The organism is Nocardia sp. NPDC004123 (assembly GCF_053603795.1).
The window spans coordinates 101421-123232 of record NZ_JBSGGG010000006.1; the positions used below are offsets into that span (position 1 = coordinate 101421).

The window sequence follows — 21812 nt, forward strand, 5'->3', positions numbered from 1 at the left end:
CTCGGGCCGTGTAACCGGTCGCTGCACGGGGCATCGCGACGCCGGTCGGTCGACCGGTCGCCCTGGTACCCGGGGTTCGGGTCTAGCTACCGACCTTGACGGCGTCGGTGACGAAGACCAGCGTCTCGTACGGTTTCATGCCGTGGCCGCCCGCGCCGTAGCCGAGGTCCGGCGGGACGATGAGCAGCCGGCGGGCGCCCTGCTGGACGCCGACCAGGCCCTGGTCCCAGCCCTTGATGACCTCGCCCGCGCCCAGCGGCAGCTCGAAGGGCTCACCGCGGGTGAAGGACGAGTCGAGGACCTTCCTGTCCGACCAGGTGACCAGCGTGTAGTTCATGGTCAGCTGATCCCCGGCCTTGGCGGCCGGGCCGCTGCCCGCGACCAGGTCCTTGACGATGAGCTGCTTGGGCGGGTCGCAGTCGTCCGGGATGGTGATCTTGGGGGCCTGCCCGAAGCCGCCGTCGACCTTGATGTCGTCGGCCGTGCACTCGCGGCCCTTGCTCTGGGTCGTGGTGGCGACGGCCGCGCTGGTCGTGGCCTTGCCAGTGGTGGTCGACGCCGCCTTGTTGTCACTGCTGCTGCCGCACCCCGCGGCCAGCACCGTGGCGGCCGCGACCGCACCGATCACACCGACCTTGCCCACCAAGCGCATTCCCGCTCCTGTCCGTCAGTCCGGATTGCCGCACGGATTGCGACGCCGCGCCGAACCTACACGCCGGGATCGTTCTTCGCCGGGGAGGACGCGGCCGAGCGGATGCCGAATCGGCGATCCGCGAACTCAGCGATCGGTGACCAGCAGCGCGTACTGTGCCGCGGCCATGCGGTGGACGAGTTGCTCGGTCGGGGCGGAGACCTGCGCCAGATAGCGGCCGGCCAGGACGAGGCAGGTGTATTCGCTCTCGCGCGCTGCGGGATTCGAGCCGGGACTCCGCAGGCAGACCGCGTCCGGGACGCCGGCCGGCGGGGCCGTGACGGACCCGCCGGCACTGGGCTCGGACAGTCGGTTCAGCGCGTGCCGGGCGGCCACGGCGTCGGGGAAGCGCAGCAGCCGAGCCGAATCCGTGACGGCGATGCTCTCGACCGGGATGCGAGGGTCCGTGCCGGACCTGTTGACCCACAGCTCGGCGAGGACGGGGCCGTAGACGATGCCGCGGGCGCTGCGGTGTCCGCCCCAACCGGCGATGGGTTGCTGCACGTCGTGAAAGAGCTCGGGATAGGGCCATTTCCCGGGGTCGGCGGGCAGCAGGCGGCTCAGCATGCCGCCGGGATCCAGTGGGAGCGCGGACAGTTCCTCGGCCGGTGTCGGCGTGAAGGCGTCCAGCTTCGGCAATTCGGCGTCGAGGGTGGCCTCGGCCAGCTGCTTCAGGGCCGCCAGATCCGTGGCCGGATGGGTGACGAACAGCGTCACCACGAACGGGCCGTGGGCGAGGGTGACCGCCATCGTCGGCACGAAGGTGCGCCAATGACCGTGTGTCGCAAAGTATTCGGAGAACGGTACGACGACATTGTCGTGGTTGACGTCGAAGTCGCGCCCATCTATCTCGCGGGCCGCGTCGATGGCCGTCATATTGTCCCGCATGCGCAGGACGGTGAGGCGCACCGAACGGGCCGTGCCGATCTCCGGGATGCCGGTCGGATCGTCGGTGCCGCCGATGCTGAATCCGGCCAGCATGCCGTGCGCGGCCAGGGTGGCGCGGGTGGCGTCGGCGAGGATTCCGACGGCGTCCTCCGGGGTGGGAACCGGAATGGCCGCGGTCTGCGCCAGGGTCGGATCGACGGCGCGCGGCGCGATGACGGCGTCCGCCATCCGCACCGATTCCATCAGCCGCCCATAAGCTTCCCCGGCCGCCCCCGGCGCGACGAGCGGCCGCCCGCTGTAGCCGCCGAGATCCAGTGCCCCCACCTGCGGCGTCGCCGCCCGTGGTGCCCCGGCGATCGCGCAGGCACTGACCAGTGCCGCGACCGCCACGAGCGATCCGGCGTGCACACGCCGACGGGTCGAATCGAATCGGTGCATGCCGCCACCGCCTGTCGCACAGCTCCCCGCCCGGGTCCCAGCTCTCCGATCACGGTGAGCCCGAACGGTGTTTCGCCCCGGCCCTCGGATCGCCGGCGAAAACCTCCCCCGGACACCTGTTTTCGAGTGTGAGCGCGATCGCGTTGCCCAGCAAGCCCCCTACACTGAGGGGTCCGCGCCCGTCGCTGATATCGGCGCAGGTCGAGAAGGAAATGTATTTGCAGGCGCTCTCGGCCTACGGGAGCATCTCAGGATGCTGTTGACGATTTCTTGTACGCGACCCGAGGGCGCCGCCTGGCCGGCCTCCGATCTGGGGTACCTGCTGCACAAGAATCCTTCGCGCATGCAGACTTTCGAGCAGTCCTACGGTGTCGCACACGTCCTCTACCCGGAGGTGGAAGACGACCGGTGCACGGCCGCGCTGCTGCTGGAGATCGATCCGGTCCGGCAAGCGCGGGGAGGCGGAGCGGTGCGCGGAAAGTCCAAGGGCACGCCCGAATTCAGCCTGGGGCAGTATGTGAACGACCGCCCGTATGCGGCGTCTTCGCTGGTGTCCGTGGCTATTTCGACGGTGTTCGGCACCGCCTTGCACGGCCGCTGCAAGCAGCGTCCCGAGCTGGCCGAGACCGCGCTGCCGCTGCGCATCGAGCTCCCGGCCGTCCCCTGCAAGGGCGGGGCGGAGTACGCCGAGCGGGTCTTCGCGCCCCTGGGCTGGACCGTCGTGGCCACTCCCCTCCCCCTGGACCCGGCCTTCCCGGACTGGGGCGATTCCCATTACCTGCGGCTCGAGCTCACCGGAACGCAGCGCCTGTCCGATGCGCTGTCGCACCTCTATGTCCTGCTGCCCGTCCTCGACGGCAGCAAGCACTACTGGCTCGACACCGCCGAAATCGACAAACTCCTCCGCTTCGGCGAGGGCTGGCTCACCACCCACCCCGAACGCGAGTGGATCACCCGCCGCTACCTCACCCGTCGCCACACCCTGGTCCGCGCCGCCCTCGCCCGCCTCGCCGAGCTGGACGACGGCGACCCGGAGGAACTCGGCGCGATCGAGCACGATAGCGACGACGAGGGGGCCGGTGTCGAGACCACGCCGCCCGCGCCCGACCTCGGCGGCGAAGTCTCCTCGGCCGCAACGGAGCTGATATCAGCGCAGGCAACCGGCCTCGGCCCGGCCTCCGGGGGGACCGGCGATCCGGTCCCGGCGACCGATCCGCGGGCGGAGACTTCCTGTTCCGCGGAGGCGGGCGAACGCGGCCCATCGCTGGCCGTATTGCGGCGGGCGGCAGTGCATCGCGCGCTGCTGTCGGCCGGGGCGAGCCGGGTGCTCGATCTCGGGTGCGGGCAGGGGGCGTTGCTGCTGGAGCTGGTGGCGGACCGGGCGTTCACGGAGATCGTCGGGATCGATGTGTCGATGCGCGAGTTGAAGATCGCGGCGCGGCGGCTGCGGCGGGCGCCGGAGTGGCAGTCGCGGCGGGTGACGCTGCGGCAGGGGGCGCTGACCTATACCGACGCCGCTTTGCGGGGTTATGACGCGGCGGTGCTCATGGAGGTGATCGAGCACGTGGACGCGCCGCGGTTGCAGGCGCTGGAGCACGCGGTGTTCGGGGCTGCCGCTCCGGGCGCCGTGGTCGTGACGACGCCGAACAGCGAGTACAACGTGCGCTACGACGGGCTCGACGCGGGCGCGTTCCGGCATTCGGATCACCGATTCGAGTGGAACCGGGCAGAATTCGCGGACTGGGCGGACCGGGTCGGTGGGACGTACGGGTATGCCGTGCGGTTCGAGCCGATCGGGCCCGAGGATGCGGAAGTGGGGGCGTCGACGCAGATGGCTGTGTTCACCAAACGGGACGGGCAGAACGGCGATGAGAAAGGAGTCGCGTGATGGCAGAGCTGTCGGTTCCGGTGCTGTCGCTGGTCGTGTTGATCGGCAGCAGCGGCTCCGGGAAATCCACGTTCGCGCACAAGCACTTCCGCTCAACGGCGGTGCTGTCGTCGGATGCCTACCGGGGGCTGGTGAGCGATGACGAGGCCGATCAGTCGGTGACGGCCGAGGCGTTCGAGCTGCTGCACCACGTGGCGGGGGTGCGCCTGCGGCGCGGGCTGCGCACCGTCATCGACGCCACCAATGTGCAGCCCAAGGCGCGGCAGGCGCTGGTGGAGCTGGCGCGGGCGCACGATGTCCTGCCGGTGGCGATCGTGCTGGACGTGCCGGAAGCGGTGTGCGTGCAGCGCAATGCACTGCGGGTGGATCGCGCGGATCTGGGGCCGCACGTGGTGGGGCGCCACCAGCGCGATCTGCGGCGTTCGCTGAAGTTCCTGGAGCGCGAGGGTTTCCGCAAGGTGCACGTGCTGAGAGGCGTCGAGGAGATCGAGGCCGCCACCATCGTGGACGAGCGCCTGTGGAACGACAAGACCGATCTCGCCGGGCCTTTCGATGTGATCGGTGACGTGCACGGCTGCCGGAGCGAGCTGGAGACGCTGCTGGGCGAACTCGGCTATGTCATCGCCCGGGACGCGCAGGGACGGGCGGTCGACGCGCGGCACCCCGAGGGTCGCACCGCGGTGTTCGTCGGCGACCTGGTCGATCGCGGGCCGGATACGCCCGGCGTGCTGCGGCTGGTGATGGGCATGGCCGGATCCGGAAACGCCCTGTGCGTCACCGGAAACCACGAGTTCAAGCTGGTGCGCGCGCTCGACGGCCGCCGCGTCACGGTGGCGCACGGCCTGGCCGAGTCGCTCGCCCAGCTGGAGGCCGAGGACGCCGAATTCCGTAAGACCGCACAGGAATTCATGCGCGGCCTGGTCAGCCACTATGTGCTCGACGGCGGCAAGCTGGTGGTCGCGCACGCCGGTCTGAAGGAGGAGTACCAGGGCCGTACCTCGGGCCGGGTGCGCGAGTTCGCCATGTACGGCGAATCTACCGGCGAGACAGACGAATACGGGCTGCCGGTGCGGTACCCGTGGGCGAACGACTACCGCGGCCGGGCGCTGGTGCTCTACGGCCACACGCCGATGACCGAACTGGTGTGGGTGAACAACACCCTGTGCCTGGATACCGGTGCGGTGTTCGGCGGCCGTCTGACCGCGCTGCGCTACCCGGAGCGGGAGCCGGTGTCGGTGCCTGCCGAACAGGTCTGGTTCGAGCCCGTGCGCCCGCTCGCGGCCGCCACCTTCGCCACCGGGGAGGCGGTGGTGCGGCGGGATCCGGGCGTGCTCGACCTGGACGACGTGCTGGGCCGGCGGGTGGTGGAGACCCGCCACCTCGGCCGCGTCACCGTGCAGGAGGACGCCGCGAGCGCCGCGCTCGAGGTGATGAGCCGCTTCGCCGTGGACCCGCGCTGGCTGGTGTACCTGCCGCCGACCATGTCGCCGTGCGCCACCTCCACCCTGGACGGCTATCTCGAGCACCCGGCCCAGGCCTTCGAGTACTACCGCTCCGAGGGCGTGGACACCGTGGTGTGCGAGGAGAAGCACATGGGTTCGCGTGCGGTCGTGGTGGTTTCGCGGTCGGCCCAGGCGGCGCGGGACCGGTTCGGCGTCGAGGACGGCAGCACCGGCGCGGTGTACACCCGCACCGGCCGCCCGTTCTTCGACGATTCGGCGCGCGCCGAATCGCTGCTGACCCGGGTGCGGGCGGCGGCCGAAACCGCCGGGCTGTTCGAGGAATTGGGCACCGACTGGCTGCTGCTGGACACCGAGCTGCTGCCGTGGTCGGCCAAGGCGCTGGGGCTGCTGCGCAACCAGTACGCCGCGGTCGGCGCGGCGGCCCGGGCCTCGCTCGGCCGGGCCGCCGAGGTCTTGGCGGCCGCGATCGAACGCGGTTTGGACGCAGGCGATCTCGCCGCACGCACGGGAGCGCGCCGGGCCGACGCCGACGCCTTCACCGCCGCCTACGGCCGCTACTGCTGGCCCACCGACGGCCTCGACGGCGTGCGCCTGGCCCCGTTCCAGTTGCTGGCCGCCTCCGGCGCGAATTACGCAGGGCGCGACCATAACTGGCACCTGGAGCGCATCGACCGCCTGGTCGCCGCCGACCCGGAGTTCTTCACCTCGACCGGCCGCCGCCTGGTCGACCTCGCCTCCCCGGAGGCCGAGGCCGCCGCGACGGCGTGGTGGACCGAGCTCACCGCGGCCGGCGGCGAGGGCATGGTGGTGAAGCCGCTCGGCTCGCTGGTGTCCGGCACCGGCACCCGCAGTGGCCGGCCGGTGCAGCCAGGCGTGAAATGCCGTGGCCCGGAATACCTCCGGATCATCTACGGCCCGGAGTACCTGCGGCCCGACCAGCTGCACCGTCTGCGCTCCCGCGGCCTCGGCGGCAAGCGCTCGATGGCGCTGCGCGAGTACGCCCTGGGCCTGGAGGCCCTGGACCGCTTCGTGGCCCGGGAGCCGCTGTGGCGCGTCCACGAGGCGGTGTTCGCGATCCTGGCCCTGGAAACCGAGCCGGTCGACCCTCGGCTGTAGCCGACCGGAAGGCTGCCCGGTTCAGCTCGGAGTGTCGGGGCGCACCAGGCCGGTGCGGTAGGCGATGACGACGAGCTGGGCCCGGTCGCGCGCATCGAGTTTGGCCATGGCGCGATTGACGTGGGTCTTGGCGGTGAGGGCGGTGATGAAGAGGCGTTCGGCGATCTCGTCGTTGGACAGGCCCAGCGCGACCAGCGTGACCACCTCGCGTTCGCGCGGGGTGAGTGCCGCCAGTGCGGGCGGCGGCTCCCAGCGCACCGGGTCCGGCTGGGCCAGGAAGCGGCCGATCAGCGCCTTGGTCGCGGTGGGCGACAGCAGGGCGTCGCCGGCGACGACCGTGCGGATGGCGGCGAGCAGTTCGTCGGCGTTCATCCCCTTGCCGAGGAATCCACTCGCCCCGGCGTGCAGGGCCTCGACGACGTGCTCCTCGTGCTCGAAGGTGGTGAGCACCAGCACCTTCACGCCGGCGAGGTCCTCGTCCGCACTGATCAGCCGGGTCGCGGCCAGGCCGTCCAGCTCGGGCATGCGAATGTCCATCAGCACGATGTCGGCCCGGTGGGTGCGGGCGAGTTCGACCGCTTCGCGGCCGGTGGCGGCCTCGCCGACCACCCGCATGTCCTCGGTGGAGTCGATGAGCATGCGGAAGGTGTCGCGCAGCAGCGCCTGGTCGTCGGCCAGCACTACCCGAATCGTCATGACCCGCCCTTTCGGCCGTTGCGATGCGGCAGTTCGGCGTCCACCCGGAAACCACTGTGCGGGCCCGGGCCCGCATCGAGCGTGCCGCCCACGGCCTTCACGCGTTCCCGCATGCCGATCATCCCGTAGCCGGTGCCGGTCTCCGCACGCGGGCGGCCGTCGTCCTCCACGGTGATCCGCACCCGGTCGGGTCGATAGTCCAGCCGCACCCGCGCGGTCCGCACCCCGGCGTGCTTACGGGTATTGGTCAACGCCTCCTGAATGATTCGGTAGGCGGTGAGGTCGGTCAGCGAGGACAGCTCGAACGGCTCTCCGGAACGCTCGACGATGACGTCCAGCCCGGCGTGCCGGAAGGACTCCACCAGCTCGGTCAGCTCCCCGAGGCCGGGTGAGGGGGCGCGCGATAGCCCCGACTCGTCCTCCGCGCGCAGCACTCCGACGGTCGCGCGGAGATCGTCGAGGGCGGTCCGGCTGGTGTCGCGAATGCGTTCCAGCGCCTCGTAGGCGTGGTCCGGATCGGTGCGCATCAGATGGTGCGCGACACTGGCCTGCGCGTTCACCAGCGTGATGTGGTGGGCGACCACGTCGTGCAGTTCCCGGGCGATCCGCAGGCGTTCCTCGGCGACCCGGCGGGCGGCCTCCGCCTCCCGGTCACGTTCGGCGGTTTCGGCCCGTTCGAGGGCCGCCGCCAGCAGCTTCCGATGGCTGCGCACCGCATCGCCCGCGGCGACGCCGAGCAGGGTCCAGGCGATCTGGGACAGCGCCTGGGGCAGATCCGCCGGACTCGGCTGCGAAATGAGGATGGCGGCGACCAGCGGCACCGCGGCGCACACGCCGGCCAGCCAGGCGGTCCGCCGATCCATCCGGTTCGCCACCGTGAAGAGCGCGACCGCGGTGGCCGCGGGCGGCGGTGTGGAGTACGGAATCACCAGGTAGCGGGCGACTTCCACCAGCACGGTGGCCGCGACCACCGGGATCGGCCACCGGCTGCGGACCAGCAGCGGCACACAGGTGAGCGCGAGCCCGCTGACCGCCCGGTCCATCGGGCTGTGCCGCAGGTACGCCATGCTCGCGGCCACCGGGGTGGCGACCAGGAAGCATCCGATCGCGACCGCGAGGTCGGCGGCCCACGGCCGGACTCGCAGCCAGCACCGCAGCCGGGCGATCATCCGCACGTCGTCAAGGTACCTACCCGCCGCACGCATCGGCGTGACCCGGCACGGTGACGCGGCCACGGTATTCCCGCAGGGTGCGGGCGCTGTTCCAGCCCACCGCCCCGACGACCCGGTCGCCGACGCGGTAGAGCGCGACGAACTTGCGTTCGCGGGGGTCTCCCGCGACGATCTCGGTCCGGGCGCCGGCGGGACACCAGCCGTGGATCTGGATCTTGCTGTCGTAGTGGTCGGTCCAGCCGTAAGGGGTTGGCGCATAGGGTGTTTCCCGTCCCGGTTCGGCGAGCAGATTGCGGGCCGCGGCCATGGCCTGCTCGCCCGCGTTGGTGCGCTGCTCGAACCGGACCCGGGCGCCGAGGCCCGGATGCGGCCAGTTGGCGACATCACCGGCGGCGTACACGCCCGGCGCGGCCCGGCAGTATTCGTCGCAGAGCACCCCGTCGCCGACCGGGACGCCGGATCCAGCCAGCCAGTCGACGGCGGGGACCGAGCCGATGGCGACCACCACGACATCGGCCGCCAGCCGGGTCCCGTCGTCGAGCACCACGGCGGTGACCCGGCCGTCCGCGCCCTCGATATCGGAAACCTTGCGGCCCATCCGCATTCGCACGCCGTGGTCGCGATGCGTAGCGGCCACCAGGTCCGCGACCTCAGCACCGAACTGGCGGATCAGCGGCGCGGGCTCGGCGTCCACGAGGGTGACGTCCACTCCGAGTTCCCGTGCGGACGCGGCGATCTCGCTGCCGAGGAAGCCCGCGCCGAGCACCACCACCCGCGGTCCGGCCGCCAGTTCCGCGCGCAGGGCGAGGGCGTCGTCGAGGGTCCGCAGCACGTGCATTCCGGCCAGGTCGTGCCCGAAGGGCAGACGGCGGGGGCGCAGGCCGGTCGCGATGATCAGGCCGTCATAGCGCACCCGGTGGCCGTCGGCGAGGGTGACGGTGCGCGCATCGGTGTCCAGACCCGTTGCGCGGCAACCCGATCGCAGTTCGAGATCGAGCCCCGCGAGCGCCGCATCATCGCGCAGCGCGATGTCCGGCGGCTGCCGGTCGCCGGTGAGCAGCTGCTTCGACAGCGGCGGCCGATCATAGGGCGCGTGGGTCTCCTCGCCGATCAGGGTGAGCGTGCCGGTGAAGCCCTCGCGCCGCAGGGCCTCGGCCGCGCTCAGCCCGGCGGCCGAAGCGCCCACCACCACAAGGTGATCGGGGCCGGGCACTACTGCTCCACCCGGATGGCCAGGGCCGGGCAGCGCGCGGCGGCGTCGAGCACCCGCGGCAGCAGCTCCTCGGCCGGGCGGGGATCGAGCAGGAGGACAATGCCGTCCTCGTCGCGCTGGTCGAACACCTCCGGTGCGGCCACCACGCACTGACCGCCGCCGCAGCATCTGTTCTCGTCGATGTGGATCTTCATGGAATATCTCCCCTCCTACCAGGTCACCGGCAGCTCGTGGACGCCGTAGACGACCATCTCGTCGCGCATCGGAACCGCCTCCAGCGGCACCGCGAGCCGCAGCTCCGGGAAGCGTTCGAACAGGGCGGTCAGCGCGATGCGCAGCTCCAGCCGGGCCAGCTGCTGGCCGATGCACTGATGGATACCGAAGCCGAACGCCACGTGCGGCCGGTGAGGGCGCAGCAGGTCCAGGCTTTCCGGATCGTCGGGGAACAGCTCCGGGTCGCGGTTGGCCGCGGGCAGGTGCGCGACCACCGTGCCACCCGCCGGGATCAGCTGACCGCCCACCTCGACATCCTCCAAAGCCGTTCGGCGGATACCGAATTGGATGACACTCAGGAAGCGCAGCAACTCCTCCACCACGGCGTCGGCATGCTCGGGCTCGGCGCGCAGCAGGGCCAGCTGGGCGGGGTCGCGTAGCAGGCACAGGGTACTCAGGGCGATCATGTTGGCCGTGGTCTCGTGCCCGGCGACCAGCAGCAGTACACCGATGCCCGCCAGCTCCTCATCGGTGAGGTCCCCGTCCCGGACCAGGGCGCTGAGGATGTCGTCGGCGGGCTCGGTCCGCTTCTGGACGGCGAGGCGGTGGATCAGCTGGTTCAGTTCCAGCTGGGCCCGCGCCACCTCGTCGGCCGGTGCGCCGAGCCGCAGCAGCGTGGCCGAATTGTGCTGGAACTCCGCACGATCGGCGTACGGCACCCCGAGCAGCTCGCAGATGACCAGCGAGGGAATCGGCAGCGCGAAGTCCTGCACGAGGTCGACCGGACCGGTAGCCGCCGCCATGGCGTCCAGGTGATCGGCGACGATCCGCTCCACCGCCGGGGCCAGCTCGCGCATGCGCCGCACGGTGAACTGGCCGGTGAGCATCTTGCGCAGGCGGCTGTGCTCCGGCGCGTCCATGAAGATGAACCAGCCCGGCGGTGGCGGCGGAATCTCTTGCGAGCCACGGTGATTGCCGGTGACACCGCGGCGTCTCGAGCTGAAACGCGGGTCGGACAGCACGGCCCGCACGTCGGCGTATCGCGTGATCAGCCAGCCGTCGATGCCGTCCGGCAGGGTGACGTGCGCGACCGGATCCTGCTCGCGCAATTCCCGGTATTCCCCGGGCGGGCTGAACGGACAGGTCCGGACCACGGGCTGGCTCCCGGCGAGCTGTGTATGGGTCATCGACGTCCTTTCCGAACGGTGGCGATCCGCTGATCGCGGTAACAACCACCCTGCCGCCGGGACCGGGTGGCCGTCGTCGTCCGGACGTGGACTTTCGGCATACCGCGAACGCGGTATGCCGGGCTACGCGCCGGCGAGGTGCTCGCGCAGGCGGTCGAGGTAGGGGCGCTGGCCCTTGCCGAGTTTCTCGTGGGCGGTGTCCAGGTCGAACCAGGCGACCCGGTCGATTTCGGGGAATTCGGCGATTCGCCCGGATCGTGGCGGCCACTCCATGTCGAACGTGCCCGGCACCACCCGTTCCGGATCCAGGTCGCCCTCGACGGCCCACACCGTGACCTGCTTCTTGCTGCTTCCGCTGCCGTACTGGACGTCGCCGAGCGGAATCCATTCGCCATCGGGCACGGGCAGGCCGAGCTCTTCGCCGAATTCGCGGCGGGCCGCGTCGCGCGGCTGCTCTTCGGCGGGCTCGTACTCGCCCTTGGGGATGGACCAGGCGGCGGCGTCCTTCTTCGCCCACAACGGTCCGCCCATGTGCCCGATCAGCACTTCGAGGCCGGTAGTACGGCGGAACAGCAGGACTCCGGCGCTGAATCTGAGGCTCATGGCAAGGAGTTTGCCGAATCGGCGCGCGGGCGCACACCGCGGGCGCTACTGTGAGCGACGCTGCGGCAATTCGGACGTTAGGGATATTTTCCCGATAACGGACGAATATTTCCCGTGCGGTGTCTTGCGCCCGAAACCTGTTCGGCACCATCGAATTCCATTAAGCTCCTGGGTTCGGACGGCCCACACCTGTTGACGGATTGGATACCGCATGGAGTTCCGCAACACCTGCGCGACTGCCACCCTGGTGATCGGCGCACTCGTGACCCAGGCCACCGCACTGTCGGTGGCAGCCGGCCCGGCGAACGCCGAGCCCGCCGCCCCCGGCCTGGTGTACTCGGCCAAGCTGGTGGACAAGACCGTCGTCACCACGCTCAAGGGCGGCACCTTCGAGTTGTCGCAGGCGGCCGAGGATTCCGCGCCGGCGGCCCCCGATTCGGACCCGGCGGCCAAGCCCGCCGACGTGGTGAACGTGAAGGACGCCGACGGCAAGGTGCTGCTCACGCTGCCGCTGAAATTCCATCTGGGACCCATCGATATTCCGGTCAAGTCCGAGGTGCAGAAGGACGGCACCGTGCTGGCCCTCACTCCCGACAAACCGGCCGGGGTGTCGGTGTCGCAGCCGCTGGTCGTGAAACCGGTTGCCTCGCAAATGGAGAACGACCGCGCGCTGAGCAGCTTCGTCACCCAGTTCAGCCTGGCCACCACCGTCGGCACCTTCGTCGGCACCGCCATCGGCGCGACCATCGGCTGCATCGTCACCCTGGTGGCGGGCTGTATCCCGGGCCTCACCACCGGCGCCGCGGCGGGCGGCATCATCGGCACCATCGCCCTCGGCGGCCCGACCCTTATCGCGGCAGGCATCGATCTGCTGTCCACCATGCAGGCCGCCGACGGCACCACCAAGTGGGCGGACAAGACCACGGCCCCGGCGGCTGCGCAGCCTGCGCAGCCGAGCAACTGACGCACCCGGCCGGAAGCGGCCGCCGCTCAGACCTGCGGAATCGGCACCCGCCAGACCAGCGTGGTGCCGTATCCGTCCAGACCCGGCCCAAGTTCGAGCGCGCCGGCGAGGTTAGTGGCGCGTTCGGCGATCTTGCGCAGCCCGCCCCGCCGGGGCGCGTCGCCCACGCCGATACCGTTGTCCGCCACCGAGATTCGCAGTTCCCCCCGGGCCGCGGTGACGTCCACGTCGATGCGGGTGGCCTCGGCGTGGCGCGCCACATTCGACAGTGACTCACGCAGTACGGCCAGCGCCTGCCGCCCGGTCTCCGGCGGCACCCGGGTGTCGAGGGGACCGTCCTGCCGCAGGCTCGGTGTGCAGCCGAGGTGGCGGGCGGCGGTGGACACCAATTCGGTGATCTCACTGCGCAATCCACCCTGCTCACCGGTGGTCGGCGGCAGCGCGAAGAGGGTGGCGCGGATGTCCTGGATGGCGTCGTCCAGGTCGGCCGCCACGCGGGCGAGCCGCTCCCCGATCTCGGGCGCCGGGTTCATCCGGAGCGCGCTCTGCAGAGCCTGGCCCGAGGCGTGGATGCGCTGGATCACGGAGTCGTGCAGGTCGCGGGCGATGCGATCACGCTCCTCGAGGACGGCGATCGTGGCCGCGTCCCGGCGGCGGCGTTCGGTGTCGTGCTGCACCTGGTCGTACATGCGCACATTGACGATCTTCACGGCCGCGATGACGGCCAGCGCCTCGATGATCCGTTCGTCCTCGTCGCTGAACGCGCCCCCGCGCTTGTTCGTGAGGTACAGATCGCCCAGGACCGTGCCGCGATAGCGCAGCGGCACCCCGAGGAAGCTGCGCATGGGCGGATGCCCGTCGGGCCAGGCCGCGAAGGCGGGGCTCTTGGTGAGGTCGGCCAGCCGGACCGGATGCTCCCCGGACAGCACCGTGCCGAGCACGCCCCGGCCGTGCGGCCAGTGCCCGATCCGGCGAATGGTCTCCTCGTCCATACCGACCGGGACGAATTGCGCCAGCTGCCGTTCACCGCTGCCGTTCTCGGGTTCGAGCAAACCCAGTGCGCCGTACTGGGCACCGACCAGCCGGACCGCCGCGGTCACCAGCTGCCGCAGCACCAGATCCACATCCAGGTCCGAGACCACCGTGTACACCGCCTCGACCAGATCGTGTAGCCGTTCTCGCGAGGCCGTCAGTTCACGCAGCTCGTCCGGTACGACACCCCACAGCTCATCGGACATTGGCACAGGCTACCCACAGGCAACCTGAGGACATTTATCTCTCGGGCCGGTGTCGCCGAGAAGAACCACGAAATCAGACCTTTCGGACGAAGACCCAACGCAGCAGTCGCGTTGAGAGCGACTGGGGCACAGGCTTATCCAAGCTTCCCGCGATCACACTGCAGCCACCCCGGGGGAACAGTCGTCACCATCGGCTCGGGCGGCGGTCGCAGGTCTGGTGTCAGCTACTGATGGACTCGCAAGATCAGGTCGAGCAGACCTCTTCCGTGACGCTCGAACGAGTGGTGTTCTGGATGTGGGTCACCGACCCCGGTCTTCAGAACCGGAGCGGATCATTCGAGTGTCAAGGAAGGCGTGCGCCATGACCACGATCCATCTCCACAAGACGACCACCGCGACGCCTGAGCAGTTCCTGGCCGGCCTCACCGACTTCGGGCCGGGCCGGCACGAACTCTTCGGCAACAGCGCAGACAGCTACCTCGAGGTGCATCACGAAGGCCCCCACGACGCCGATGTCACGGAGGGCTCGAGCGGCATCTGGGAACGTCTGCACTACGACTGGAGCGACCCCCATCACGTGGTGATGACGACCACCGACTCCAACCTGTGGGGTGGCGGTTCGGGCCACACCTACACCCTCACGCAGCTCCCCACGGGCATGACCGACGTGGACGCCGTCGTGGTCCGCGACGGCAAGAACCTCAGGGGACGGCTGCTCGCGACGGTGCTCGGACTCTTCGGCACCCGCGTCCTGGGAAGGCCGTTCGAGAAGTCCATCAAGGCCATCGAAGCTCGCGGCGGCGGCGCGAGTGGAAAGAACACGCAGACGCCAGGAAGGTGAACTACGGTTCGAACACCAGCAGCGGTTTGCCCCCGTGTGCGGGAGCTTCGGCCAAATAGACAGCTTCGCTGAACTTTTCGACGAGAATCGGCCGACCCTCCGGCACCCGCAACGCGCCGCTGCCGGCGAGCTGAAGTGTCCGGTCGATCGTCGCGGCCATCCGATCCTTCGGGGTCTCGGTGAACCAGCGGAACAGCCAGAACCCCCGGACGGTCTTGGTTTCATAGATCAGCGAGCGCACGAAGACGGGGATGGTGAGTTTGTCGGGATCGGTCTGGCGGTGCGTGGACAGCGCACCGAAGACGACCAGCTCACCGTGCGGTGCCAGCGCACGCGACACGTCCGCACCCACCTGACCGCTGACACAGTCGATCGCCTTGGACACCCCGTCGTGGCCCGCTATGTCGGCCACTCGTTCGCGCAGGTCCTCGTCCTCCGTGCAGATCACCGCGGTGCCGCCCAACGCGAGAATGTCCTCGACCGCGGATCGACGGCGGACCACATTGAGGGTCTTGAAGCCGACGTGCACGCCGAGCTGGATGACCGACTGGCCCACGGTTGAACCCGCCGCCGTCTGCAGGAGCCATTCACCCGGTCGAACATCGAGTTCATCACCGGTCAGGATTACAGCGGTGAGCGGATTGCTGAGAATCTGCGCGGCCGTGGAATCGCTCATGCCGACGGGAACGGGCAAGACCCGCTCGGCATCGGCAACGACATACTCCTGCCACGTTCCCCTGACTCCGACCGTAATGACGCGTTGCCCGATGGTCAGACCGTCTGTGCCGCTACCGAGTTCGTCGATCACACCAACCGATTCGATTCCGGGCACGGTGGGGAATTCCGGGGCGAATCCGTATCTGCCGCGGACGGTATGCAGGTCGCTGGCATGAACGGGTGCAGCCGCCACCCGGATCCGGACCTCGCCGGGACCAGGCTCCGGAACGGGGCGGGTCCGCAGGTGCAGAACCTCGGACGGCTCGCCCACCGAATCGGCGACAACAGACTGCATGGTTCTCATCTGCCTGACCCTCCTTCGGTCGGATCCAGGTCCCACAGCGGTTCGACGTGCCTATCGTCGCCCCGCCCTACGACGGCGAAGATTCGAAACAGCGCGGCCCAATTCCAGCCCTACCCTCCAATGCTGCCACCGCTGGGGTTGCCGGGCGTTCGTCGCCGGTGTCGGGCAGGCGGGAGGCGGTGTCGAGATAGTCTGCGACCCTGGGGAATCTGGTGCGCAGCCGCGGCTCGGCGCCGAGCAGGGCGACCAGTTCGGCTCGGCGTTGCGGGGTGAGCGCCAGGTCCGTCATCCCATCGATTCCGGGGTCGCCGGCTCGGATTCCGGGGCGTATCGCGCGATTCGGTGTCTAGACCCGTAGACCGTTGATCAAGGCCAGCACCGCGGGTTCGGTTCGGGCGCGGGCGGTTTCGGGATCGTCGGCATTGGCGATGAACATGGCGGCCTCGCCGAGGGCGGAGAGGATCATCAGGGCCAGGGGACGGACGTCGAGGTCGGCGCGCAGGATGCCGGCCTGGATACCGGATTCGAGGCCCGCGACGACCAGGCCCAGGCCGTACTTCTCGTCGACCGCGCGCCACTCCTGCCAGCCGAGCACCGACGGCGCGTCGATGAGGGTGATACGGACACGTTCGGGGTCGACGCAGGAGAGCAGGAAGTTGTGCAGTCCGGCTTCGAGAACGGCCATGGTGTCCGTCGACGGGGCCTCGGCCATGGTCTCGGCGACCTGCTGGAGGATCTCCTGCTGCACCTGTTCGTAGACGGCGCGGAACAGGTCCTTCTTGTCCTTGAACTGGTGATACAGCGCGCCCCGGGAGCTGCCGGCGCGCTCCACGATCTCGGGGGTGCTGACCGCCGCATAGCCGCGCTCGGCGAAGAGTTCGCGCGCGGCGGCCATCAGATTCGCGCGGGTCGACTCGGACCGCTCGGCTTGCCTGATCATCGACACCTTTCTGGCTCGGTGCCTGGATCGTAACGCGAAACCATTGAAAACAGGCAGCCTGTTTGTTAGTTTGAAATCGTCTTCATCGTCACTGCTCCCGGAGGAGTCATCCAGATGACGCACACCATCTCCCCTGAATCCCGCGCCGCCTGGCGCGACCCCGCCCTCGGCGCCCGACGCGAGCTCACCCTGCCGCAGGGCACGCTGACCGTCTTCGACAGCGGCAGCGGCGATCCCGTCGTCTTCGTGCACGGACTGCTGGTCAATGCCAACCTGTGGCGCCGGGTCGTTCCAGCGCTCGCCAGCGAATTCCGCTGCGTGGCAATCGATCTGCCCTTCGGTTCGCACACCACCGCCATGCCCGGCGCCGACCTGAGCGCCCCCGGCCTGGCCCAGCTGGTCATCCAGGCCATCGAGAAACTGGACCTCGGCCCGGTCACCCTGGTGGGCAACGACTCCGGCGGCGCGGTGAGCCAGCTGGTCGTGGCCGCCCGCCCGGACCTCGTCGCCCGCCTGGTGCTGACCTCCTGCGACGCCTACGAGAACTTCCCGCCGCCGTTCTTCGACTACGTCGGCCTGGCCGCCCGCACTCCGGGGGCGCTCGCCTCGCTGGCCCTGAGTCTGCGCATCCGCGCCGTTCGCCGCCTGCCCATCGCCTACGGCTGGCTGGCCCGCGGCCCGATCGACCGCGCGGTCAGCGACTCGTACGCCCTGCCGGTCGGCACCAAGGCCATCCGCGAGGACGTCCGCCGCGCCATCGGCGGCCTGGACAGCCAGTACACCCTCGCCGCCGCAAAGACTTTCGCCGATTTCAAGAAGCCGGTACTACTGGCCTGGTCGGCGGGCGACCGCTTCTTCCCGGACCGCTACGCCGAACGTCTGGCCGCCGAATTCCCCGACGCCCGCATCGAATGGATTCACGATTCGCGCACCTTCTCCCCCGAGGATCAGCCCGAACAGCTGACCAGCGCGATCCGCGCCTTCCTGGACTCGACCCGGGCCGAGACCCGGCACTGATCCCCTTCCCGAGGCGTCAGAAGTCGCTGTCGAATCCGTCGAAGCCGCCGAAATTGCCGTAGTCGCCGAAGTCCTGGCCGCCCAGGTCGGCCCCGGGGTCGTAGCCACCCTGGTCGTAGCCGGGGTCCGAGGCGTTCTGGTCGTAGCCGCCGTCGGCATATCCGCCGTCGGCGGCGTCCAGCCCGGCCTGATAGCCGTCGCCGTAACCGCTTTCGAAGGCGGCCGAGTCATACCCGACCCCGGACATGCCGCTGAAGAGGGCATTGAACAGCACCGCCGAGCCGACGCCCCAGGCACCGGCGACCAGGGCGGTCTTCCACCACGGCTCGGAGTACCAACCGGCCGGAACGGGACGACCGGCGACGCGACCGCCCGGGTAATAGTTCGGAGTGGAGGCCGACGGCGTGGGCGAGGCCTCGATGCGCCGCCCGTCGTATTCGATCGCACGGTCCTCGGTGACCCGGCCGGCACTGCGCTGGCCGTCGAGCTCCGGAACAGCCGGACCGGGGTCCAGGCCCATGGCCGTCCGCGCGGCCCCCACGTAGTAAAGCCCTTCGAGCGCCGTCTCTTTCGCGAGCCGGGCCTGCGCGGGTGTGGTGGCCTGCTCGATCTGCGAGCCCGCGGCATTGAACCGCTCGCCCGCATCGGCGAGGGCCTGCTTCGACGCGTCGTCCGTGCCGGCGAGGTTGTAGACCTGCCCGCCGAGGCGCTCGATCACCCGGCGCGCATCGGCCTTGGCATCCTCGAGCTGGGTGTTGGAACGCGATTGCTGCGCGCGGTTGACAGCCACCACAGCAAGCAGGACAACCACCATGACAATGAGCAGAACGACGACCGTAGCCACGCGACCAGCCTACGCGGCAGAATTCGCCGAACTGTTGCTACTCGCTGTGAGCTTCCCCAAACCCCGAATTATCCGGCCACCGCAGCGAAATGCGAGTTGCGGCGACCTGGATCAACCTCCTCTTCGTCTAGCTCCGACACCGCGAACTGACGTTTGCCCGCCGTTTTCGCCGAATACATGGCCCGGTCGGCGCTGCGCAGCAGATCGGAGAAGTCGCACTCCCGTCCGGGCGGACAGAACGCCGTGCCCACACTCGCCGACGCCGGGACCGGACCGGCCGCCGTGGGCACCGGCTCGCACAGCGCGGCCAGCACCCGCATGGCCAGCTCGCCCAGGGTATTGCGGCGGGACGGCAGCGCGACCACGAATTCGTCGCCACCGTAGCGCGAGATCACGGTGTCGGGCGGGCAGGTCGAGCGCAGCCGCTGGGCGATGGTGACCAGCACCTCGTCGCCGACCGTGTGGCCGTAGGTGTCGTTGATCACCTTGAAGTCGTCCAGATCGATGAGCAGCAGCCCCACCCCGCGCGCCGGATCGGTGGACATCACCCGCACCCGCTCCTGCAGTAGTGAGCGATTGGCCAGATCGGTGAGAGCGTCGTGTGTGGCCTCGTGCCGCAGCCGGGTCTGCAGTGCCGCGATCTCCTGCACCCGTACCGAGACCGCCTCCGAGAGACTGCGTTCCTGCTGGGCCAGGGCGCGCTGCTGCAGCGCCTCGGCATAGGCGTCGATGGCCTGGCTGGCGATGAACGACCAGCGGGTGGCGATCAGCGAACCGCGCTGGCCCGGCGAGAGCCCCAGCAGCGCACGGCTGGCGGGGGCGAGCATGCGGGTGCGTTCGAACGGCGATTCGGCCAGACTGCGGCCGATGCGGCGGGCGGACTGCACCGGAAACGGTTCGGACCCGGCCAATTCCAGCAGATCGTCGATGATCCGGCCGAAGATGCGCTCGAGTTCATCGGAGGGAACCGCGGGCGCTTGGCCCAGCGCGGCGCTGCTCGCGCCGGGGTGCACTGCCCGCACCCATTCGCGGATGGTCGCCGCCACGATGGCGGAGGTTCGGGTGTCGAGACGGATGGACATACGCGCTCACCCGACGCACGAGATGCCAGGACCGGCCGCCACGCCGGTCACGCCCTTCGGATCGAACTCACTACTACGCGGTCGGCCACACCAGTGGTGCATGCTCACCGCCCCCTTTCCAGATACCCCCGTCCGGACTAAAAGGATCCTAGCAAGCCACCCGGCATCGAAAACCCCTGATTCAGAACAGGTTCCCGCTGCCTCGCGAATGGCGATCGGATGTCTCATCGCTGGTGAGGCCCCGGTGTTACACCCAATTTCGGCGGGTTTTCGGCGACTCGCCGACCGACTCGTCCTACTGGCCGCGACATGCGGCAACGGCACCTGATTGGCATTCCAGGAGTGAGGTTCGGTACAGTGCTCAACGCACACAGCATCCATGGATGCGGTCGCTGCGGGTGTAGTTCAATGGTAGAACCTCAGCCTTCCAAGCTGATGGTGCGGGTTCGATTCCCGTCACCCGCTCTTTCCCGTTCAGCGGGAGCGTCGAGTCCGACGTGCAACGGGGTGTAGCGCAGCTTGGTAGCGCATCCGCTTTGGGAGCGGAGGGTCGCAGGTTCAAATCCTGTCACCCCGACCATCTTTCGATTCGCACCACCACGGATGTCACCGCCCACCGCGGGCAATGGCCGTGCGGCGCAGCGCGTTACGGTCCTCGCGCCCTGCATGGTCAGCGTCCACCTCGATGTCCGCCGGAATCCGTTCACCAGTGATCGATCCACGATTCTGCCGCCTCCGGACCTATCCAGGGTGAACGGGCAGCCCTGCCGATCAACCCGTGGCGTCGCCCGAACCGGCGGCGAACTCCCCGATCACGCGCCGCGCGATCGGCGACCCGCACTATGGCATCGCACACTCCGGACCCGCCCGAAAATGGGATTCCGGTAACCGGATGTTGTGCCTCCGTTTGCGCTGTGTTATCGATTTACAGTGCTGGTCGACCACAAGATGAACGTTTCCACCTCGGTGCTGTCCGGCACCGGGACTCGTTCTCGGCTCCTCCCGGCCGCCGGGCTGGGCGTGGCGGTGGTGTTGCTGACCGTCGCGCAGGTATGGGCGTCGGCGCACGGGGTGATGGGCCCGCTCCGCAGCCTGATCGACGACTACTTCGCGAACCCGCAGTCGGCGGCCGTGTCATGGGCCGGACTGGGGCTGGCATGCATCGGGGTGCCCACCCGGGTCCGGGTCGTCAGCTTGGTTGCCGCCGCAGTGCTGGACCTGTTGACCTTGGCCCTGCAAATGGCCTGCGGCTGGCACATATCGATCGGCACCGGACCGACGCTGGTCCTGACCGCCCTGACCGTGGTCGCGCTCCGCTGGGAGGGCGAGCGTCGCCGAACCGCCCTGCAGGCCATCGCCTTCGGCGTGCTGCTGGTCATGGCCTCCAAGCTCGCCGACACCTGGCTGATGGTCAGCATCGTCGCCGGACCCCGCGTGCTCGATCAGTACGTCCAGCTGGCCGACCGGGCGCTCGGCGAACCGGCGTGGCTGGTCGGCCGCGCGCTCGAGGCGCTGGGCCCGGTGCCCTCGCACGTGCTGCACGTGGTCTACATCCAGCTCCCGGTGGCGGCGGTGGTCGTCGCCGTCTGGCAGCTGCGCCATGTCTCGACGAGCGCGTGGCCGCGGCACCACCTCGTGCGAACCTTCCTGGTACTGGGCGTGATCGGCCCACTCGGCTATGTGCTCTTCCCCGTCGTCGGCCCGGTCTTCGCCTACGGCCCGCTCGGCCACGGCCTGGAGATCGGTGACTGGCCGCAGGTCTGGCCCGCGCTGACCCACGATCCGCAGCCGATGCTGTTCGACTCCGAGACCGCCCGCAACTGCATGCCCTCCATGCACACCGCCTGGGCCACGGCCCTGTTCATCCACTCCCGCACCGCGCCGCGCTGGCTGCGCTGGGCCGGCGCCTTCTGGCTGGTGTGCACGCTGCTCGCGACGCTCGGCTTCGGCTACCACTACGGCAGCGATCTGGTGGCCGGCGCGGTGCTGTGCCTGACGGTGGAGTCGGCGCTGCGGGATCCGGAGCGCGGCTGGGACCTGTCCCGGGCCCGCATCGTGTCGCTCGGCGCGGCGGTGCTCGCCGGTTTATTGCTGTCCTATCGGTTCCTGTCGGCGACCATGGCGGAGTATCCGGTACCCGCAGGGGGCATCGTGCTGGGCGCGCTGGCCGCCGTATCCTTCCTCTTCTACGCGACCTGGTTCGCGCGTCCGGGCAGCCGGTTGGCGCACTGGGGCGGCCGAACCCCGATCGATGGATTTGCCATCGATTAACCAGTCTCCCAATGCAATCCGGACAT

At 69.6% G+C, this 21812-nt stretch carries 19 protein-coding genes and 2 tRNA genes; 8 read left to right on the top strand and 13 right to left on the bottom strand.

The genetic code is table 11. The features are described from left to right. Nucleotides 1-82: 82 nt before the first annotated feature. Both ACWEQQ_RS10375 and ACWEQQ_RS10380 read right to left on the bottom strand, forming a co-directional pair. Nucleotides 83-652, bottom strand: a complete 570-nt coding sequence (locus ACWEQQ_RS10375) for an FKBP-type peptidyl-prolyl cis-trans isomerase (RefSeq protein WP_452347998.1) — start codon at nucleotides 650-652, stop codon at nucleotides 83-85. A gap of 126 nt (nucleotides 653-778) precedes the next feature. Further along, entirely contained in the window at nucleotides 779-2017 is a 1239-nt protein-coding gene (locus tag ACWEQQ_RS10380; protein WP_452347999.1) for a DUF7373 family lipoprotein, read from the bottom strand. A 253-nt stretch (nucleotides 2018-2270) separates the two neighbouring features. Between ACWEQQ_RS10380 and ACWEQQ_RS10385 the strand changes: the two genes are divergently transcribed. After that, the gene (locus ACWEQQ_RS10385) at nucleotides 2271-3905 is read left to right on the top strand and encodes a 3' terminal RNA ribose 2'-O-methyltransferase Hen1 (RefSeq protein WP_452348000.1); all 1635 of its coding nucleotides are present in this window, start codon (nucleotides 2271-2273) and stop codon (nucleotides 3903-3905) included. Further along, nucleotides 3905-6484 (top strand): polynucleotide kinase-phosphatase, encoded by a 2580-nt coding sequence (locus ACWEQQ_RS10390; RefSeq protein ID WP_452348001.1) that lies wholly within the window; start codon nucleotides 3905-3907, stop codon nucleotides 6482-6484. Before ACWEQQ_RS10385 ends, ACWEQQ_RS10390 begins: the two co-directional genes overlap by 1 nt. Before the next feature lie 21 nt (nucleotides 6485-6505). Here ACWEQQ_RS10390 and ACWEQQ_RS10395 read toward each other — a convergent pair whose 3' ends face one another. The 6 genes from ACWEQQ_RS10395 to ACWEQQ_RS10420 all read right to left on the bottom strand — a co-directional run bounded on the left by ACWEQQ_RS10395 (nucleotide 6506) and on the right by ACWEQQ_RS10420 (nucleotide 11568). Beyond that, the gene (locus ACWEQQ_RS10395) at nucleotides 6506-7180 is read right to left on the bottom strand and encodes a response regulator (RefSeq protein ID WP_452338548.1); all 675 of its coding nucleotides are present in this window, start codon (nucleotides 7178-7180) and stop codon (nucleotides 6506-6508) included. Further along, nucleotides 7177-8349 carry a sensor histidine kinase gene (locus ACWEQQ_RS10400; protein WP_452348130.1) on the bottom strand — a complete coding sequence of 391 codons (1173 nt, stop codon included), beginning with the start codon at nucleotides 8347-8349 and terminating at the stop codon, nucleotides 7177-7179. The genes ACWEQQ_RS10395 and ACWEQQ_RS10400 overlap by 4 nt, the downstream gene beginning before the upstream one ends. A 19-nt stretch (nucleotides 8350-8368) precedes the next feature. Further along, nucleotides 8369-9565 (bottom strand): NAD(P)/FAD-dependent oxidoreductase, encoded by a 1197-nt coding sequence (locus ACWEQQ_RS10405; RefSeq protein WP_452348002.1) that lies wholly within the window; start codon nucleotides 9563-9565, stop codon nucleotides 8369-8371. After that, nucleotides 9565-9759, bottom strand: a complete 195-nt coding sequence (locus ACWEQQ_RS10410) for a ferredoxin (protein ID WP_364617128.1) — start codon at nucleotides 9757-9759, stop codon at nucleotides 9565-9567. The genes ACWEQQ_RS10405 and ACWEQQ_RS10410 overlap by 1 nt, the downstream gene beginning before the upstream one ends. Nucleotides 9760-9774: 15 nt before the next feature. Then, complete coding sequence (locus ACWEQQ_RS10415; RefSeq protein WP_452348003.1) at nucleotides 9775-10965, bottom strand: cytochrome P450; 1191 nt, start codon at nucleotides 10963-10965, stop codon at nucleotides 9775-9777. Between the two features lie 123 nt (nucleotides 10966-11088). After that, the gene (locus ACWEQQ_RS10420; RefSeq protein ID WP_452348004.1) at nucleotides 11089-11568 is read right to left on the bottom strand and encodes an NUDIX domain-containing protein; all 480 of its coding nucleotides are present in this window, start codon (nucleotides 11566-11568) and stop codon (nucleotides 11089-11091) included. Nucleotides 11569-11779: 211 nt separating this feature from the next. Between ACWEQQ_RS10420 and ACWEQQ_RS10425 the strand changes: the two genes are divergently transcribed. Then, nucleotides 11780-12532, top strand: coding sequence for a hypothetical protein (locus tag ACWEQQ_RS10425; RefSeq protein WP_452348005.1), 753 nt, complete (start codon nucleotides 11780-11782; stop codon nucleotides 12530-12532). A gap of 26 nt (nucleotides 12533-12558) precedes the next feature. Here ACWEQQ_RS10425 and ACWEQQ_RS10430 read toward each other — a convergent pair whose 3' ends face one another. Further along, the gene (locus ACWEQQ_RS10430) at nucleotides 12559-13770 is read right to left on the bottom strand and encodes a GAF domain-containing sensor histidine kinase (RefSeq protein WP_452348006.1); all 1212 of its coding nucleotides are present in this window, start codon (nucleotides 13768-13770) and stop codon (nucleotides 12559-12561) included. Between the two features lie 361 nt (nucleotides 13771-14131). On the opposite strand from ACWEQQ_RS10430, the gene ACWEQQ_RS10435 reads away from it, so the two are divergent. After that, on the top strand, nucleotides 14132-14611 hold the full coding sequence (locus ACWEQQ_RS10435) for a hypothetical protein (protein WP_452348007.1): 480 nt from the start codon (nucleotides 14132-14134) through the stop codon (nucleotides 14609-14611). Nucleotide 14612: 1 nt separating this feature from the next. Here ACWEQQ_RS10435 and ACWEQQ_RS10440 read toward each other — a convergent pair whose 3' ends face one another. Beyond that, entirely contained in the window at nucleotides 14613-15632 is a 1020-nt protein-coding gene (locus ACWEQQ_RS10440) for a zinc-dependent alcohol dehydrogenase family protein (RefSeq protein WP_452348008.1), read from the bottom strand. A 346-nt stretch (nucleotides 15633-15978) separates the two neighbouring features. Continuing rightward, nucleotides 15979-16572 carry a TetR/AcrR family transcriptional regulator gene (locus tag ACWEQQ_RS10445; RefSeq protein ID WP_452338540.1) on the bottom strand — a complete coding sequence of 198 codons (594 nt, stop codon included), beginning with the start codon at nucleotides 16570-16572 and terminating at the stop codon, nucleotides 15979-15981. A gap of 114 nt (nucleotides 16573-16686) precedes the next feature. Between ACWEQQ_RS10445 and ACWEQQ_RS10450 the strand changes: the two genes are divergently transcribed. Then, complete coding sequence (locus tag ACWEQQ_RS10450; protein WP_452348009.1) at nucleotides 16687-17589, top strand: alpha/beta fold hydrolase; 903 nt, start codon at nucleotides 16687-16689, stop codon at nucleotides 17587-17589. Between the two features lie 16 nt (nucleotides 17590-17605). Here ACWEQQ_RS10450 and ACWEQQ_RS10455 read toward each other — a convergent pair whose 3' ends face one another. Together ACWEQQ_RS10455 and ACWEQQ_RS10460 are read right to left on the bottom strand one after the other, a co-directional pair. Further along, nucleotides 17606-18433 (bottom strand): DUF1542 domain-containing protein, encoded by an 828-nt coding sequence (locus ACWEQQ_RS10455; RefSeq protein ID WP_452338538.1) that lies wholly within the window; start codon nucleotides 18431-18433, stop codon nucleotides 17606-17608. Nucleotides 18434-18501: 68 nt separating this feature from the next. Continuing rightward, the gene (locus tag ACWEQQ_RS10460) at nucleotides 18502-19515 is read right to left on the bottom strand and encodes a diguanylate cyclase domain-containing protein (protein WP_452338537.1); all 1014 of its coding nucleotides are present in this window, start codon (nucleotides 19513-19515) and stop codon (nucleotides 18502-18504) included. Nucleotides 19516-19909: 394 nt separating this feature from the next. Here ACWEQQ_RS10460 and ACWEQQ_RS10465 point away from each other — a divergent pair. The 3 genes from ACWEQQ_RS10465 (at nucleotide 19910) to ACWEQQ_RS10475 (ending at nucleotide 21786) form a co-directional block, all read left to right on the top strand. Then, nucleotides 19910-19980: transfer RNA gene (locus ACWEQQ_RS10465), tRNA-Gly, on the top strand. A 38-nt stretch (nucleotides 19981-20018) separates the two neighbouring features. Then, a tRNA-Pro gene (locus ACWEQQ_RS10470) sits at nucleotides 20019-20095 on the top strand. A gap of 368 nt (nucleotides 20096-20463) precedes the next feature. Beyond that, nucleotides 20464-21786, top strand: a complete 1323-nt coding sequence (locus tag ACWEQQ_RS10475; protein WP_452348131.1) for a phosphatase PAP2 family protein — start codon at nucleotides 20464-20466, stop codon at nucleotides 21784-21786. The last annotated feature ends 26 nt before the right edge of the window (nucleotides 21787-21812 follow it).

What these genes read in the sequence shown, in the direction of transcription:
- ACWEQQ_RS10375 (WP_452347998.1), bottom strand. Translation starts at nt 652, where the DNA reads ATGCGCTTGGTGGGCAAGGTCGGTGTGATCGGTGCGGTCGCGGCCGCC.
- ACWEQQ_RS10380 (WP_452347999.1), bottom strand. Translation starts at nt 2,017, where the DNA reads ATGCACCGATTCGATTCGACCCGTCGGCGTGTGCACGCCGGATCGCTC.
- ACWEQQ_RS10385 (WP_452348000.1), top strand. Translation starts at nt 2,271, where the DNA reads ATGCTGTTGACGATTTCTTGTACGCGACCCGAGGGCGCCGCCTGGCCG.
- ACWEQQ_RS10390 (WP_452348001.1), top strand. Translation starts at nt 3,905, where the DNA reads ATGGCAGAGCTGTCGGTTCCGGTGCTGTCGCTGGTCGTGTTGATCGGC.
- ACWEQQ_RS10395 (WP_452338548.1), bottom strand. Translation starts at nt 7,180, where the DNA reads ATGACGATTCGGGTAGTGCTGGCCGACGACCAGGCGCTGCTGCGCGAC.
- ACWEQQ_RS10400 (WP_452348130.1), bottom strand. Translation starts at nt 8,349, where the DNA reads ATGATCGCCCGGCTGCGGTGCTGGCTGCGAGTCCGGCCGTGGGCCGCC.
- ACWEQQ_RS10410 (WP_364617128.1), bottom strand. Translation starts at nt 9,759, where the DNA reads ATGAAGATCCACATCGACGAGAACAGATGCTGCGGCGGCGGTCAGTGC.
- ACWEQQ_RS10415 (WP_452348003.1), bottom strand. Translation starts at nt 10,965, where the DNA reads ATGACCCATACACAGCTCGCCGGGAGCCAGCCCGTGGTCCGGACCTGT.
- ACWEQQ_RS10420 (WP_452348004.1), bottom strand. Translation starts at nt 11,568, where the DNA reads ATGAGCCTCAGATTCAGCGCCGGAGTCCTGCTGTTCCGCCGTACTACC.
- ACWEQQ_RS10425 (WP_452348005.1), top strand. Translation starts at nt 11,780, where the DNA reads ATGGAGTTCCGCAACACCTGCGCGACTGCCACCCTGGTGATCGGCGCA.
- ACWEQQ_RS10430 (WP_452348006.1), bottom strand. Translation starts at nt 13,770, where the DNA reads ATGTCCGATGAGCTGTGGGGTGTCGTACCGGACGAGCTGCGTGAACTG.
- ACWEQQ_RS10435 (WP_452348007.1), top strand. Translation starts at nt 14,132, where the DNA reads ATGACCACGATCCATCTCCACAAGACGACCACCGCGACGCCTGAGCAG.
- ACWEQQ_RS10440 (WP_452348008.1), bottom strand. Translation starts at nt 15,632, where the DNA reads ATGAGAACCATGCAGTCTGTTGTCGCCGATTCGGTGGGCGAGCCGTCC.
- ACWEQQ_RS10445 (WP_452338540.1), bottom strand. Translation starts at nt 16,572, where the DNA reads ATGATCAGGCAAGCCGAGCGGTCCGAGTCGACCCGCGCGAATCTGATG.
- ACWEQQ_RS10450 (WP_452348009.1), top strand. Translation starts at nt 16,687, where the DNA reads ATGACGCACACCATCTCCCCTGAATCCCGCGCCGCCTGGCGCGACCCC.
- ACWEQQ_RS10460 (WP_452338537.1), bottom strand. Translation starts at nt 19,515, where the DNA reads ATGTCCATCCGTCTCGACACCCGAACCTCCGCCATCGTGGCGGCGACC.
- ACWEQQ_RS10475 (WP_452348131.1), top strand. Translation starts at nt 20,464, where the DNA reads ATGAACGTTTCCACCTCGGTGCTGTCCGGCACCGGGACTCGTTCTCGG.